The organism is Candidatus Pantoea rara, from assembly GCF_051136265.1.
Lineage (GTDB): Bacteria > Pseudomonadota > Gammaproteobacteria > Enterobacterales > Enterobacteriaceae > Pantoea > Pantoea rara.
In genome coordinates, this window is sequence record NZ_CP194942.1 from 1,216,689 (window position 1) to 1,232,154 (window position 15,466).

Annotated in this window: 12 protein-coding genes; all 12 read left to right on the forward strand. The window is 49.4% G+C overall.

Features of this window, described 5'->3' with window-relative positions; all coding sequences use genetic code 11:
- The first annotated feature begins 269 nt into the window (after nucleotides 1-269).
- The 12 genes from ACR8BF_RS05920 to ACR8BF_RS05975 all read left to right on the forward strand — a co-directional run bounded on the left by ACR8BF_RS05920 (nucleotide 270) and on the right by ACR8BF_RS05975 (nucleotide 15,380).
- Nucleotides 270-419, forward strand: coding sequence for a hypothetical protein (locus ACR8BF_RS05920; protein WP_434745702.1), 150 nt, complete (start codon nucleotides 270-272; stop codon nucleotides 417-419).
- Between the two features lie 145 nt (nucleotides 420-564).
- A complete protein-coding gene (locus ACR8BF_RS05925; RefSeq protein WP_434745703.1) occupies nucleotides 565-2,916 on the forward strand; it encodes a type VI secretion system Vgr family protein in 2,352 nt (783 codons plus the stop codon).
- A gap of 14 nt (nucleotides 2,917-2,930) precedes the next feature.
- The gene (locus tag ACR8BF_RS05930; protein ID WP_434745704.1) at nucleotides 2,931-5,123 is read left to right on the forward strand and encodes a M23 family peptidase; all 2,193 of its coding nucleotides are present in this window, start codon (nucleotides 2,931-2,933) and stop codon (nucleotides 5,121-5,123) included.
- The gene (locus ACR8BF_RS05935) at nucleotides 5,113-5,880 is read left to right on the forward strand and encodes a hypothetical protein (protein WP_434745921.1); all 768 of its coding nucleotides are present in this window, start codon (nucleotides 5,113-5,115) and stop codon (nucleotides 5,878-5,880) included. Before ACR8BF_RS05930 ends, ACR8BF_RS05935 begins: the two co-directional genes overlap by 11 nt.
- Nucleotides 5,881-6,345: 465 nt before the next feature.
- Nucleotides 6,346-6,474, forward strand: a complete 129-nt coding sequence (locus ACR8BF_RS05940) for a hypothetical protein (RefSeq protein ID WP_434745705.1) — start codon at nucleotides 6,346-6,348, stop codon at nucleotides 6,472-6,474.
- Complete coding sequence (locus ACR8BF_RS05945; RefSeq protein WP_434745706.1) at nucleotides 6,471-6,929, forward strand: hypothetical protein; 459 nt, start codon at nucleotides 6,471-6,473, stop codon at nucleotides 6,927-6,929. The genes ACR8BF_RS05940 and ACR8BF_RS05945 overlap by 4 nt, the downstream gene beginning before the upstream one ends.
- Nucleotides 6,930-6,951: 22 nt before the next feature.
- Nucleotides 6,952-8,160, forward strand: coding sequence for a hypothetical protein (locus ACR8BF_RS05950; protein ID WP_434745707.1), 1,209 nt, complete (start codon nucleotides 6,952-6,954; stop codon nucleotides 8,158-8,160).
- Nucleotides 8,161-8,162: 2 nt separating this feature from the next.
- Nucleotides 8,163-11,636 (forward strand): ImcF-related family protein, encoded by a 3,474-nt coding sequence (locus tag ACR8BF_RS05955; protein ID WP_434745922.1) that lies wholly within the window; start codon nucleotides 8,163-8,165, stop codon nucleotides 11,634-11,636.
- Between the two features lie 4 nt (nucleotides 11,637-11,640).
- Nucleotides 11,641-13,236 carry a type VI secretion system protein TssA gene (tssA, locus tag ACR8BF_RS05960; RefSeq protein WP_314984661.1) on the forward strand — a complete coding sequence of 532 codons (1,596 nt, stop codon included), beginning with the start codon at nucleotides 11,641-11,643 and terminating at the stop codon, nucleotides 13,234-13,236.
- Between the two features lie 31 nt (nucleotides 13,237-13,267).
- Nucleotides 13,268-14,530 (forward strand): PAAR domain-containing protein, encoded by a 1,263-nt coding sequence (locus ACR8BF_RS05965; RefSeq protein WP_434745708.1) that lies wholly within the window; start codon nucleotides 13,268-13,270, stop codon nucleotides 14,528-14,530.
- A gap of 3 nt (nucleotides 14,531-14,533) precedes the next feature.
- Nucleotides 14,534-14,971, forward strand: coding sequence for a DUF1240 domain-containing protein (locus ACR8BF_RS05970; RefSeq protein ID WP_434745709.1), 438 nt, complete (start codon nucleotides 14,534-14,536; stop codon nucleotides 14,969-14,971).
- The gene (locus ACR8BF_RS05975; protein ID WP_434745710.1) at nucleotides 14,961-15,380 is read left to right on the forward strand and encodes a hypothetical protein; all 420 of its coding nucleotides are present in this window, start codon (nucleotides 14,961-14,963) and stop codon (nucleotides 15,378-15,380) included. The genes ACR8BF_RS05970 and ACR8BF_RS05975 overlap by 11 nt, the downstream gene beginning before the upstream one ends.
- Nucleotides 15,381-15,466: the final 86 nt, after the last annotated feature.

A 15,466-nucleotide genomic window follows, 5' to 3' on the forward strand; every position in this document is an offset into this window, starting at 1 on the left:
GATTTGAACTAATATTTTTTCTTTGTAGGGATTGGCGAAAGATTATAAAAGCAGGATTGACTACTTATCTAAGCATTTTTTGGGGGGAGTGATTTTGAAACCGCTGAGCTAAATGAAATGTTTTATTTGTATTTAAATTTTTATTGTGTCCGACTGCACCGCTTCTCGCCTAACAGTTTTTCCTGAAAAATGAACTCATAATTGCAACAGTTAATTACAATTACCGGGATGTTATTGAAATAAATGGTGGTGCTGTTAATGAATTCAGTGTGTCAGTAAGTATAACTCCAAATGGTTCAGGGCTGGTATGGAATCCGGAAGAAATAAAATATAGTTTTGGTGGAGAAGATGGAGTAAATAAAGATTACCATCGTATCATTATATCTGGTATTCCGAAAAATCAGGTGGTTATCCCGTAACTGTTTCTGGGTTTACTCTTGGCACGTTGCATCCCGGTCAAGATTTCTATAATAAATATACGATAAAGATCAAACAGTAGCTAATTCACTTAGTGCATATCTGGTGTTTCAGAACATAATTTTTCTGCCAATGTGAAGGAATACAATGAGCATCAATCCCCTGATCAGATTCAGCCACAATCATCACCAGCTGTCGGTTAAAGGATATGAAGCAGAACTCGATGTGCTGGCGTTTGAAGGCTATGAAGCCCTGAGCGCGCCGTTCAGTTACCGTATTGAATTTACCAGCGCTGAACATGCCATCAGTAAAGAGACGATGCTGATGAAAGCGGCTTCCCTGACGCTGCAGGCCCCGGTAGACCAGGGTTACGGCATCAAAATGCAACAGGCCGTGCGCACCATTCAGGGCGTGGTGAGCGGCTTTGAACGGCTCAACACCTCAAAGGATGAAACCCACTATGCCCTGACGCTCCAGCCACGTCTGGCGCTGCTTGACCGTTCGCACCAGAATGCCATTTATCAGGATATGTCGGTCCTGCAAATCGTGGAAAAAATTCTGCGCGAGCGTCACAACATGCGCGGTCAGGATTTTCTGTTCTCACTCTCAAAAGATTACCCGCGTCGTGAGCAGGTGATGCAGTACGGCGAGGATGACCTGCACTTTATTACCCGCCTGCTGGGTGAGGTGGGTATCTGGTTTCTCTTTACCACTGATACGCGCCTGAATATTGACGTCGTGGAGTTTTACGACGGTCAGCTGGCTTATGAGAAAGGCCTGACGCTGCCGTCAGTATACCCATCAGGACAGCATTCGGAAGGCGTGGATTCGGTCTGGGGCATGGAATGTCATCACAACGTGGTGCAGAAACTGGTCAGCACCCGCGACTACAACTACCGTCAGGCGACGGAAGACATGAACACCCGGGTGGACGCGACCCTCGGGGATGCCACCACCTGTGGTGAGGCCTACCACTACGGCGATAATTATCTGACACCTGGAAGTGCGTATGACCGCAATCCGGCCCCGGAGTCCGGGGCATTTTATGCCCGCATTCGTCACGAGCGTTATCTAAATGACCAGACGCAGACCCATGCCATCACCAGCTGTCCGACGCTCTCTCCGGGGCAGGTACTGAAAGTCACCGGCGGGTACGAAGTGGCAGAGGTGTTTGCGCAGGGCGTGGTCGTCACGGCGATGCACAGCCATGCGCGGCGTGATGAGGATTTTGGCGTCAATTTTGACGGTATCCCGGACAGCACTGATTTTTGCTTCCGTCCTGAGCCTGGCTCACGCCCGGTGATGGCTGGCACATTGCCGGCACGCGTCACGAGCACCACCGGGAACGACACCTACGGCCACATCGATAAAGACGGGCGCTATCGCGTCAACATACTGTTTGACCGTGATAACCGGGAGGCCGGGTTCGAGAGCCTGTGGGTGCGCCAGTCCCGCCCGTATGCGGGCGACACCTACGGCCTGCACCTGCCGCTGCTGGCGGGCACCGAAGTGGCAATTGGCTTTGAGGACGGTAACCCGGACCGGCCGTACATCTCAGGCGTGCTGCACGACTCGGCGCACGGCGACCATGTCACCATCCGAAACTACAAACGTAACGTCCTGCGCACCCCGGCAAATAATAAAATCCGCCTCGATGACAGCCGCGATCAGGAGCATATCAAGATCTCTACCGAATACGGCGGCAAGAGTCAGCTGAATCTCGGGCATTTAGTGGATGCAGAGAAGCAGAAGCGCGGCGAGGGATTTGAGCTCAGAACCGACAGCCGGGGAGCCATCCGGGCGAAGAAAGGGATGTTCATCAGCGCCGATGGCCAGACGAAAGCACAGGGCCAGGTGCTGGAGATGCAGCCGGCGGTCAGCAATCTGGGTGACGCCCGGGAGCAGATGACATCCATCTCCGATGACGCGCAGAAGGCGACCGCGAACCCGGCGGACCTCCAGGCACAAATCAAACTGCTGGAACAGCAGCTTACAGACCTCAAAAAATCGGTACTGCTGCTCAGCGCGCCGGAGGGTATGGCGCTGACCAGCGGACAGCATCTGCAGGTATCTGCCGGGCAGAACCTGATAGCCACTGCCGGCAAGAATGCCGATATCAGCGTGGTGAAGAATCTGTTTGTGGGGGTTGGTAATGCGCTCAGCGTGTTTGTGCGTAAGCTCGGTATTAAGCTCATTGCCAACCAGGGGCCAGTGAAAATACAGGCACAAAATGACCTGATGGAACTGGTCGCGCGCGGCGGGCTGAATATTACCAGTACTGAGAATGAGATCCACATAACGGCAAATAAGCGTGTAGTGATCAATGGCGGCGGGAGCTACATCAACCTGGATGCCAACGGGATTGAATCCGCCACTCAGGGGGAGTACCGGACTAAAGCCGGGCATTATGGGCGAAAAGATAAGGCCAGTGAGCCAAAAGACTTCCCGAATGTGGCACCTGAAACGACCGAACCTTCCAGTAACTTCAGCTTTTCCTGACAGGGAGTCACAACATGATCATCAGTCCTCCGTTTCTGAGAGATAAAGATGCCACTCAGTCTGACGCAGACTGGATTGAAGCGATGATGCCTGTCAATGCTCGCCGGGGATATCCTCTCAATACATCAGAGTCCTGGCATGGGGGCATCCATATATCGCATACGGACGCAGGGACAACGCCGGAGAAAGTAAGGACAATTGCTGACGGGACGGTGGTATCGTTCCGTAAGCCCGCCCCGCCAGAGAAAAGAGACCAGTTCCCACTGAAGTATGCTCCTGTCAGGGGAACAGATGATGGCTATGTCCTGTTGAAACATGAGACAGAAATCGGTTCCGGGGAGGACGGTAAGGTTGTTTTTTACTCTCTGTATATGCATCTGAAGTTTCTGGAGGCAGAGATAAAAGCGGATGCCAAAATCTACCGTAAAGACCCGCTTGGCTCTTCCGGAATGACTGACGGCCAGAATGAATTTCACTTCCAGGTTTTCTGCGACGATGACAACATCAAAAAAATGACAGGCAGAAAAACGAAGGCGCTGGATATTTCGAAAGATGGTCGAACCGATGCAATTTACGGTGATATCCATTTTTATCTGCCACCAGGAACAAAGTTTTATGACAAGGCGCCGGCAGATAACAGCACCTCCATCACCGGGCTTTCTGAACTCTATACCAGCAATGCGCCTCTGTATGCCAGCATGACTCTGGCACAAGGCAACTGTACGATGGTGACCCGGCAAAAAAATACGCAAATTGACGGGAAGTATAATCTGCTGGGCGAGCCGCAGGTTAACGCCGATGGCGAAGACTATGAATACAATCTTTATAAAACCGCGATGCGGAATTATAAGGAGAGCCCCAGCGCCGGATTTGAGCTGCTTCGTTTTGGCCGGGTCATCAATACGGAGCATGAAACGCTGGTGCCGGCAGATGCCCCACTTTGGATGACGGTTAATTACCCGGGCGGGCAAGGAGTGGTCAATTTGGCTGATCCTAATATTAAAAAGTTCAGTGACGCGGATTTTCCACACTGGACTGGCTGGCAGTTGGTTGACGATGACGCGGATTCCAATAGCCAGTGCAATTCCGCAGCGATCGCTTCGCTGAATGAAAATGGTGACTATGACAATCAGTGCAGCAAGTTGATATGTCATTTCCCGTTTGAGTGGGAAAAAAGTACCGTAGATACCCGGTTCTCGTGGCTGAAAATCGGCAGTGACGAGCATGATCCTATGTCGGAAGAAGATTATGCGAAGTTTAAGGCTCACGCTGAAGCGCTGTGTTTTGATTCTGGTTCTTTGGCATCGGGGCGTTTGTGGCACTTTGAGCCAAAGGCATTTATTCGGCAATTTAGAAAATGTGGCTGGCTTGATAGTGAAGTAATTGAAAAAATAATGGTGGCAAATACTAAGCCAACGGCAAAGTTGCAAATCAGTAAGATAAGTAAGATAAGTAAGAAGGTAACTGAATATTACGGTGATATAAATGCCATACTTAATAAATACAATCTTTATAGTACCAATAGAAAATGTCATTTTCTTGGGCAGGGGGCTGTTGAATCCGGAAGTTTGCTGTCAATGCAGGAGGTTAGTCAGCAACAACTGATAGAGAACGGTGTCCACAAAGGTGGTGGAATTGTTGACCTGTCAACCAAAAATGAAGCGGAGCTCGGGCATTGGTATGGAGAGTTAACAGAAGAAAAAGACGATTATTTTTCTGGTAAAAAATACAATTCAAAAGGGAATGTTATCACAGGGTCCTACAGCTGGATTAATGGGAATTGTGGTGATGTTGATGCCCAGAAATACAGAGGGCGTGGTTTTAAAATGCTCACTGGGCTCGATACTTATTCTAGCTATTGGGTATATCGAGGGTGGCTCTCAGTAAGTGACTTTGATCGATATTGGTGGGATGACCCTCAATACAAAAAGAAAAATGCAGCAAAAATGAAAAAACGTAGTCCTCAGATAGACTCACCACAAAAAATAACAGAAAGTAGTTATAATTGCATTGATACTGGCGGTTTTTTCATCGTTGGGTTTAAAGATAAAACGGTGAAAATAATGGATGGGGATAAAAATGGCAAAGCAGATGATGATCAGGTTATTGAAAATGTTACCTCTGCAATAAATGGTGCTGACAAAGGTCTTGCAGAGAGAAAAATCTTTACGAAAAGAGCTAAGGAGGTGATTGGTGATGACGTTTAATAAAGCATTTTTAACTTCAATGATGTACTTTATGGCTACGTTTAGCTCTTGGGGGGCATATTACAATACCATTAAAGTTGATGGTTATATGATTAGTCTTAATAAAAATAACCAAGGGGTGGTTGATGTACATAGTGACACCTCGAAAGTTTCCGCTTCATGTAAAATTAAAAATTGGAATAGCAAGTACTATTTAGGGGCTGGAATACTCGCTTTGACAAGTGATAAGGTTGGTGTGATTGTTGCTGGGAGCAATATGTTTTTAAAAACAAAGGAGTTGGAGGCTTGTAATAACAAATTCGTAAATCTATATAGCGTAGATTATTTAGACCAAAAATTATCTACTCTTGTCGATGTTAACTTCGATAAAAAACTGATTCTCGCTTTAATTCCCATTGATGCCCGATCAGGAGCGCATCAAGCGATACTGTCAAGTTTTGATGGGAAAAAGAATGTTATCTCTGGGAAAGGTTTTTGGAATCCACGTGTAAAGGATGTGAATATTTTGGATGATACATTTCCTGTAACTGATGACTTTTACATCGGAAAAATATCAGCTAATGGAATGTACGTTGCTCCTAACGATCTTGATTGTTCTGTAGATTCTTTTCCTGGTGTGTGGGATATAATCAAAAAAATGAAGGTGACATTCCCTGATGATAAAGATGATGCTGTGATTGACAGTAAATGCAAAAAGCTTTTTTCGGGTGATAAAACACTTGATGAGTTGGATGGGAAGCTTATCAATACGAAATGATGCTATTACAAATGACTATTTATTATCAGGGCATCAATTTTCTTGTGAGTCATCAGTAATTGATCACAATCTTACTTTTTCATGAGGTGTAAGCTATGGATTATCAATCCTCAGTAAATTTACTCTTTTATATTTTCAGTAAGAAACAGCTAATCTTCACCATGAACATTTGGCCAATTCTCTGACCGATTAATTATCGTTAACAATCCATAGGTATCTGAATTGGAGAACGTTTTTTATTGGTCGTATTTGGGGAAGGGTATGAATGTTAAAAGTTTAGGTTTACTTTTATTCTTGGTTATTTCTTGGTCAAAATTTGCAGCAGGCAATCTGAAAAGATCATGTGGGGTACTTATCAACTCTGGAGGCGACACATTATTATTTTATGATAAGAATGGTGTTAAAGAATTCGAAACAGAAATGAAAGATAAACGGTTAGTGTCGAAAAAATAATCATGCGCATGTATGACTTATAAATCTGAGAATGAAGAATACATTCGCGGGATAACAAAAGTTGAATTTTTGAATAAAAAACTTGCTCAAGAAAGAAAGAAAGAAAGAAAGAAAGAAAGAAAGAAAAAAAGAAATAGGTGAAATTTACGTTTTCAAAAATTGACAGGGCTGGATATGGTATGCCTCCAGCAGGTATAGATAATGACAAAAGAAGTAATTTATATTTGGGTTGTGCTTACACATCCCGATTAGAAAATAAATTTTTCTTCTACAAGGGAGATATAATCATTATTTATACATTTAAAAAGAGTGGGATTGCATTTGCGAAATTTGGCGTTTGTTCACTTGATGGTAAAACAATGAAATGCCGAAGATATTTTGAGTCAGGCATTGAGAGAGGCCGTCCTAATGAAGAGATTAATTATGTTTGCGTAAAAGGGAACTATGTAGAGGAAGGCGTTCATGTGATTTATGTTCGGAATGGTGATGTGGCATTTGTTGAAATTAAAAATAGAGATTTTAAAAAAGATAAGGTGCTTTTTGATAGATACCCCGAGAAAACCAAACGATCTTTCTATTTTAGTCGATTTTTATAAATATTGACATATGAGAGTTTGAATGCCGTATTCCCTTAAGCATCTTCCTGAACGTTACCCTCGACCAGCCCCACCAAAGACATTCCGGTGGTTTGCTGTTCTGGCGTTAATGCTGGTCATTAGTGTGATCCTCATGCGTATATTTGGACGCTACATCGATAACAGCCACTTCTGGTTAATTGCTATTGGCACACCAGTCGTTGTGTGGATTGTCAGTTTCGGTATTCGCATGTGGTTCTGGTCATTACAGGACAGTAAAGCGAATGGTTTCGACAGCCGCAGGGAACAATGGATTTTACGCGAGACCCGGAGGGCTAGGCGCGCGCTTCAAGTGCTGAATACTACATATATAACGGCTTATCCTGAGATTGAGAAGGACGTTGTTGCTACCGCGATGCTGAACAATCAAAGCATCATCGCCTCCCAGGCTGACTGGAAGGGAGAAAAAAGTAAACGGGTGAGCCGCATTCTGGTGGGACCAGAAGATACACCGGAATTACTCATATCACGCCTGCTTTCAGAACTCATTGCTGGTCTGCCTGTCGATCGGTTCCCCGAACATGCCTTACTGGTTGTTGTTCTTGATATTTCATCATCAGTGTCGCTCGATGCTGTCCGTGATATCTGGCAGCAAGAATGGCAGGAGAGTGGCATAAACTGCGCTGTTGAGTATCTCGATGGATCTGGTCCTGGCGTTATTGATAGCTGGATGAACAATCGCTTTAAAGAGACCGCAATGCTGCTGATTGTGTCACTTCAGATCGCACCAGTGGTTTCAAATAACTCTGCTGAAGCGGCAGTGGCCATTCTTCTCGGCAACCGCCTGACACAGGAGGCTCTCGAACCTGTTGCACTGCTGCATCGACCAGAGCCCGCCCCACCAGGAGGGCTGGAAGAGGGGATGCGAATGGCCGCCTATAATGTTCCGCTCAAAGAAAATATCGTCAAACACCTGTGGCTTGCCGGCTTGACGAAAGAGCAACGTGCGGAGGTTGTGGAGAGCCAGAACAAGCATCCTGCTCAGTCCGTTGAAGACGACGCTGTAGCAAACCTTGACGTATCGATGGGACATGCCGGTGCAGCCGCTCCCTGGCTGGCTATTGCTGCAGCCACAGACATCGCCCGACAAACTCAATTACCGCAGATGATCATCAGCGGCGACACCACACAGGATGTGCTGTGGAGCACACTCGTTACCCCGATTGCTTCCCGACAGGAGATGGACGCGTGAGGTTGAAAGCTCTATTACCGAAAACAACGGAAGGCCGCTATCGTGCTGTCGCCCTGTTCTTCCTGGTCCTGCTGGCCGCCATGACATTTATTGTCTGGAAACGCCCGGACATGGCAGGCCTTCAGCCTGACAGCGAGCAACAGACTTACTGGCTTATTGCCGGGGGCTGTGTCACGGGATGTGCCTTGCTTGCTTCACTGTTGCTTTTGCTCGCAGTTCGCAGTGCCGGGAAGACTGAATTTGATGACCTGGTGGATGGCACAAACGGTGATGACGAGAAAAAGAAACGAGAAACAGAGAAGGTTGCTGTTCATCCGGCCGTAGCGATGTGTATCACCCTTAGACGCCATTTGCATTCACGTTTCGGCCTTTTCTGGCGCCGTAAGGTCCGCCTGTTGCTGGTCACGGGTAACGAAGAAGCCATTGAACAACTGCTCCCCGGCCTGCAGGAAAATCAGTGGCTGGAAGGGAACCGCACGGTGCTGATTTATGGTGGCAGTCTGACCGCTGAACACGACAAAGAAAAATATACCGCCCTGCGCAAACTGCGTCGGGGTCGCCCTCTGGACGGTATTGTCCGGGTACTACCACAGACGCTGAATCTCACCTCTCAAATCAGCGATAACGACCTGCGCGGGTTTGAAAAAATCAGCGAGCTGTTGCGCTATTCGGCTCCCGTCTGGATATGGAAGCTGTGCGACAGTGACTGGTCGCAAACGAACCGCACCGAACAGGCCGTTGGGGCGTCGTTCCCGCTGCGTGCCAGCACTGACGATGTGACCCATCAGCTGGAGTCAATGCTCTCCGGGTTACGGGAACAGGGTGTGAGTCAGATTGCTCAACACCGGCAAAACGACTTTCTGCTGCGTCTTGGCCAGTCCCTGAAAACAGGCGGTATCCGCCGCTGGGCAGAGCAGCTGTCCCCCTGGCTGTATACCACTCAGCAACGCATCCCGCTACGTGGCCTGATGTTCAGCCTGCCACAGAGCCAGCCTGCAGAAGACCCGGAGGGAGTCACGCCGGTGACGGCCGGTGAAGAGAAATTTATTCCGGCATTACAGCGCCATGCCCTGACATTACCAGCCACCTGGCAGGGAGTTGTGGACGACTGTACCCGGGTACGCGGACGCCGGGTCGGGATGGCCTGGGAGCAGACGCTGGCCTGGTCACTGATGGCCATTATCGGTATCTGGGGGGCGGGAACGCTGCTGTCGTTTGCGGTAAACCGGTTGCAGATTGTTTCTGTTGCCGAACAGGCCCACGCCCTGGTGGAACACCCTTCCGTTTCCGATGACCAGCTGACTGCACTGCATACCCTGCGTAACCATGCGGGTCGCCTGAAGCATAACATCAGCGAGGGTTCGCCGTGGTACCAGCGGTTTAGCCTCGACCATAATCAGCAACTGCTCGATGCCATGCTGCCGTGGTACGGCGTGGCGAATAACCGCCTTATTCGTGACCCGGCAAACCTTGCCCTGCAGCAGAAGCTCAGTGCGCTGGCAAACTCGGCCCCCAATAGTGACCAGCGCACGCAGCTGGCGAAACCGGGTTATGACCAGCTCAAGGCCTGGCTGATGATGTCACGTCCGGATAAGGTTGACGGCGTGTTCTATGCCGAAACGATGAAGTCCGTGCAGCCTACCCGAACAGGCATTTCCACCGGATTGTGGCAGAGCCTGTCACCGGATTTGTGGGCCTTCTATCTCTACGAACTGCCGAAGCAGCCGCAGTGGAAAATCACTCCGGACGCGCAGCTGGTCAGCCAGAGTCGTCAGGTGCTGCTCCAGCAGATTGGTCGCCGTAACGCCGAAAGCACGCTGTATGAAAACATGCTCAAATCCGTTCGTCGCAACTTTGCGGATGTAACACTTGAAGACATGACCAGCGGCACTGATGCCCGCCGCCTGTTCACCACTGAAGACGTGGTGCCGGGGATGTTCACGCGTCAGGCCTGGGAAGGGGGCATTCAGCAGGCGATTGAGAAAGCAGCAACTTCCCGTCGTGATGAAATCGACTGGGTGCTGAGTGACAGTCATAAGGCACTATCTGCTGACCTGTCGCCGGAAGCCCTGAAAGCGCGCCTGACGCAGCGTTATTTCACCGACTTTGCCAGCCGCTGGCTGAACTTCCTCAACAGCCTCCGACTTAATTCGGCGAACAATATCGCCGATGTCACCGACCAGCTCACGCTGATGAGTGATGTTCGCCAGTCCCCGCTGATTGCGCTGATGAACACCATTGCCTGGCAGGGCCAGACCGGTCAGAAAAGTGAAGGGCTGTCTGACTCCATTATCAAATCAGCCAAAGACCTGGTGGGCGGAAGTGAGAAGCCAGCCATTGACCAGACTGCATCCGGTCCACAGGGGCCGATGGATGAAACCTTTGGTCCTCTACTAACCCTGATGGGGAAAAACACCGGCAGCAACGTGATGTCGGCCGACACCTCGCTCAGTCTGCAGACCTGGCTGACGCGCATCACTCGTGTCCGTCTGCGCCTGCAGCAGGTCGCCAGCGCGTCGGACCCCCAGGAGATGATGCAGACTCTGGCCCAGACGGTATTCCAGGGTAAAAGTATCGATCTGACCGATACCCAGCAGTACGGCAGCCTGATTTCGGCAAGTCTTGGCGAAGAATGGAGTGGCTTTGGCAGCACGATATTTGTGCAGCCGCTGACCCAGGCCTGGGAAACGGTTCTGCAACCGTCAGCCGCGAGCCTCAATGACAAGTGGAGTCGTTCGGTGGTGGCCAACTGGCACACGGCCTTTGATGGCCGCTATCCGTTTGCCGCCAGTAAAAGTGACGCCTCGTTGCCGATGCTGGCGGAGTTTTTGCGTAAGGACAGCGGACGTATTGAGCGCTTCCTGACCACGGAGCTCAGTGGTGTGCTGCACAAAGAGGGCAGCCAGTGGGTGCCAGATAAAGTGAACAGCCAGGGGATGGTGTTTAACCCGGCGTTCCTGAAAGCGGTCAACCAGCTGAGCCAGCTGTCAGACATTCTGTTCACCGACGGCAGTCAGGGCATCAGCTTCGAACTTCAGGCCCGTGCGGTACCGCAGGTGGTGGAAACCCAACTGACCATCGATGGTCAGCAGTTGCACTACTTCAACCAGATGGCCGACTGGCAGACCTTCCGCTGGCCGGGAGACACTTACAAACCCGGTACGATGCTGACCTGGACTTCGACCAGTGCAGGTGCGCGGCTATTCGGGGATTACAGCGGAACATGGGGTTTCATTCGCTGGCTGGAGCAGGGTAAACGTCAGCAACTTGACCGCAGCCAGTGGATGATGAGTTTCACCGCTCCAGATGGTCGCACACTGCAGTGGGTGCTGCGTTCCCAACTGGGCAAAGGCCCGCTGTCACTGCTTGACCTCCGGGGGTTCACCTTACCGGACCAGATTTTCAGTGTGGACAGCGCCGCCACGGCGCAGGCTCTGATGAGTTCAGGAAACAGTGATATGGACGGAGTGGAATAACACAATGAGCACACTGCAGAACCTTGTGACTGCCTGTCAGGCTGATGAAACCCAACTGAAACAACAGGCACAGGCGCGAACGGAGAGCTGGCATCGCTGGACAACACCCGTCAGCGACAGTCACCCGACCGGTGAAGATCCCGGATACGACGATGATTTCCAGCGTATCCGTGAAGAGGTCAATAAACTCTCCGGCATCGATACTGCACTGATTTGCCAGCTGGCGGAAAAGCTGCTCACCACCACCGCCCTGGACATTCGTGTTGCCACCTATTACTGCTGGGCGCGCCTGCATCAGGATGGCGAAGCCGGGTTCGCCGAAGGACTGGAGTTGCTGGCCGGGATGCTGCAGCACTTTGGCACGCAGTTGCATCCGCAGCGCGACCGAAGCCGTAAAGCCTCACTGGAGTGGCTGGCGGGCTCCCGCGTGCTCGACAGCCTGTCGCTGTATCCGGAAGTCGTGGGTGATGACGCACAGCGTACTGTCGGCGCGCTGTTACTTATCCGGGAATGCCTGGAGTCAGAGCCGGAAGCCTCCCGGCCAGAGCTCAATGCGCTTTACAGCGCACTGGGATCCCGTCTGATGAAAGCTGGCGGCGTGGATGCGGTGGTACCGCAGAACGCCAGCAGCACGCCAGCATTCGTACCTGACATGACGGGGAGCACGGCTCCCGTGCTGACCCGCATCACGTCCGGACAGGATCTGCTGGCACAGGCCCGCACGCTGACGGGCTACCTGCGTGAACAGCCTGATGGCTGGCTTGCCGCACACCGGCTGATGAAAAGCCTGCGTCATGACACGCTGAGGGCGATCCCGGCTCCGGATGCGGAAGGGAAAACGCGCATCGAACCGCCGCGAGCAGATCAACGGGCTATGCTCAAGCGCCTGTACCTGCAGAAAAGCTGGTCGGAAATGCTGGAGCAGGCTGACAGTGCCTTTTCCCGTGGCGCCAACCATCTCTGGCTGGATCTGCAATGGTATATCCATCAGGCGCTACTGAAATCCGGGCAGAACGTCCTCGCAGAGATTATCGTGGCCGACCTGAAAGGGCTGCTTCGCCGCCTCATCGGGCTGGAAACTCTGGCCTTTAATGACGGGACGCCGTTTGCCGATGAGGTCACGCTGAACTGGATAAGCGAAAGCGTGCTGGACGATATGCCGGGCTGGAAAGATGAGCCCGTCACCGCCATCAGTGCCATGGACAACGATATTCTGGCCCTGGAGCCGGAAGCGCTGGAGAAAGCGGACAGCGAAGGCCTTGATGCCACACTGCAGTGGCTTCAGACCCGGCCGGGCACTGACAACGCCCGTGATAAATGGCTGCTGCGCCTGCTGATGGCCCGCGTGGCTGAGCAGAAGGGAAAGAATGAGCTGGCCCTTCATCTGCTGGGTGAACTCGATGGGACTGCACAGTCCATCACCCTGACACAGTGGACGCCAGAGCTGCTGTTTGAAGTCAAATCACGCCGCCTCCGGCTGCTGCGCATGAAAGCCACCCGCAGTGAAACCGATAAATCGCGCTTCCAGCCCGAGATGGATCTACTTCTGGCGGGTCTTATCGCGCTTGACCCGGCAAGCAGCGCGGTACTGTGCGGATAATCAGGACTGAATTTATTAAGGAGAGCCACACATGGCAGAAGGTAACTATCTGGTACAGGGTGATAAAACAACCTGTGGCGGGAGAATAACGACGGGTGCAGAGGATCACACCCTTTTTGATAAACCCGTTGCCAGAGAGCGGGACAGTGTGACCTGTGGTAAGCATGCCGGGCTTTTTAAAATTGCCGGCGGTATCAATAACGACACCATTCATGACCGGCGTATGGCTGGCACCCTCGACAGTTACAGCACCTGCCCCTGCAAAGCAAAATTTATTCCGTCGATGCTGGATGATACGTATGAGAAGAGCAGTGGAGCTTGCGCCGCAGAACCAGCAGCAGGCTTTGCAGCACCTGTGCAAACTTCGCCAGAATTGCCGGGTTATCTGACCGGTAAGCAAAAGCCGACTGGATTTGTACCTGATTATCCAGTTTTACGGAATACTCATGATTTACCAGATGGTAATTTGAGGGCTATGCTAAGGCAAACTAATCAGGATGTGATGCTGCTCACTCTTCCAGAAGCTTTCGAAATATTGTCCTCGTGGGGGGCATGGAAACACGGGTGGGTAGCAATAACAGAAAGTGACCCCGGACAAATAGTTGTAAATTATGGAACAAATATCAAGGATGTTGTGACTGCATCCATGTTGATAAACCAATTGGGAAGTTTCAGCATAAAAGCAACAACATATGTAAACCACAACGGTACAGAACTGATAAAAATAAGTGGTTATCCTGGTGTAAGGAAAATATTGAATGCACCTGTGTTTGCGGCTAAAAATCCAAAGATTGTTGATTTGGGAATTGGTAAATATGGCTTTGCAAAATCTGTTGTTGAAGGAGCACGGCTGACATTTTATGTCGCAGCCGCTTACAGGACTATTGATTTCATTTTGAACGATGAGAGGTCTTTAGCTGAATTCATAGGATCTCTGGCTACTGATGTAGTGAAAATCGGCATTGTATCAGTAGTCACATTTGTCGTTGGAAGTGTCGTAGTGACCCCGTTGATTGCATTTAACCTTGTAATCGTCATTGGCGTTGGATTTTTTGCTGCCTGGGGTTTAAATAAGCTGGACCAGAAATTTGGTGTGACAGACAAAGTAGTTGAGTACATTGATGCGGCTCAACAAGAATTTGCTGAAAAAGCTAGAGAAATGGAAGATGGTTTTTGGGACTTAGGTTCTATGCTTGCAGGGAAAATGTTAATAAAAGGAAAGCAAATTATAGAATCAGAGATTAGAGGATATTTGAGAGATTCGATTGGCGATATTACCAAAAGGACATACTAATATATGAATAAAAAAGCCAAGACTGTTTTTTCAGTTGTTATATTGTTGGTTGTTTCTATTGTGTCATTTTGCTTTTGGTTGAGCGAAATCTCTGATTATCTGGAATTCCCTGAAGAGATTGTTTTTTCGTGGATATCATTAAGTCTTATATCGATACCGATAATGTTTGCATTTCCCTTATACTGGTTTTTCCTCTCACTTCGACATGGGGAGAAATATGCACTAAAAAAAATTAATGGAATTATGTCGCTTTTTAAGCTTATGTGTGTTTTTACTTTTGCATTATCATGTGCAATGTCGTTTGGTTATTTATCAGCACTAAAAAGCAAAGGTTATACTCTTTGCTCGGGAGTACCCTCTGGATGGACACCAGGAACAGCAAGTAAATATGTAGTAGATAAAAAATTATGTTTCAGTTCGGGTTTGCAACATGAAAGATAGAGTCCGCGCATTTTTCGCTATCATTATCATTCCTGGGTTGTGCTCTCTGAGTTTTTATCTTGGGGGAAGTATATTTAAAGAATATTTCAGCGTTGGTGATGAGATTGTTTTTTCATGGTTAACCGTTGCTTTGGTTGCGTTGCCTTTTGTAATGATATTCCCACTGGTCTATTTTATTCTGGTTCTCTTCAAGGGCAAAGAGTTTGCTTTCAGGAAGATTGATTACTATGTCGTTTATTTAAAATGGGGTTGCATTGCTATCGTTGTACCAGGTTTGTTGTACTCTATCCTCTATCCAAAAGAGCTGATTAGCAGAGGATATGTACGCTGCAATGGCATTCCATCGGGTTGGATGCCAGGTACAGCCACTCGTTATGTAAAAGAAAGATTTTCCTGTAAACCATATTGATGAGCGACCTTTTCTATTTGAAGTCGCCTGTCGATTTTTGGAATTCCCTTCATCGCTCATCACGCAGTAATTAACTAAACAGAAAC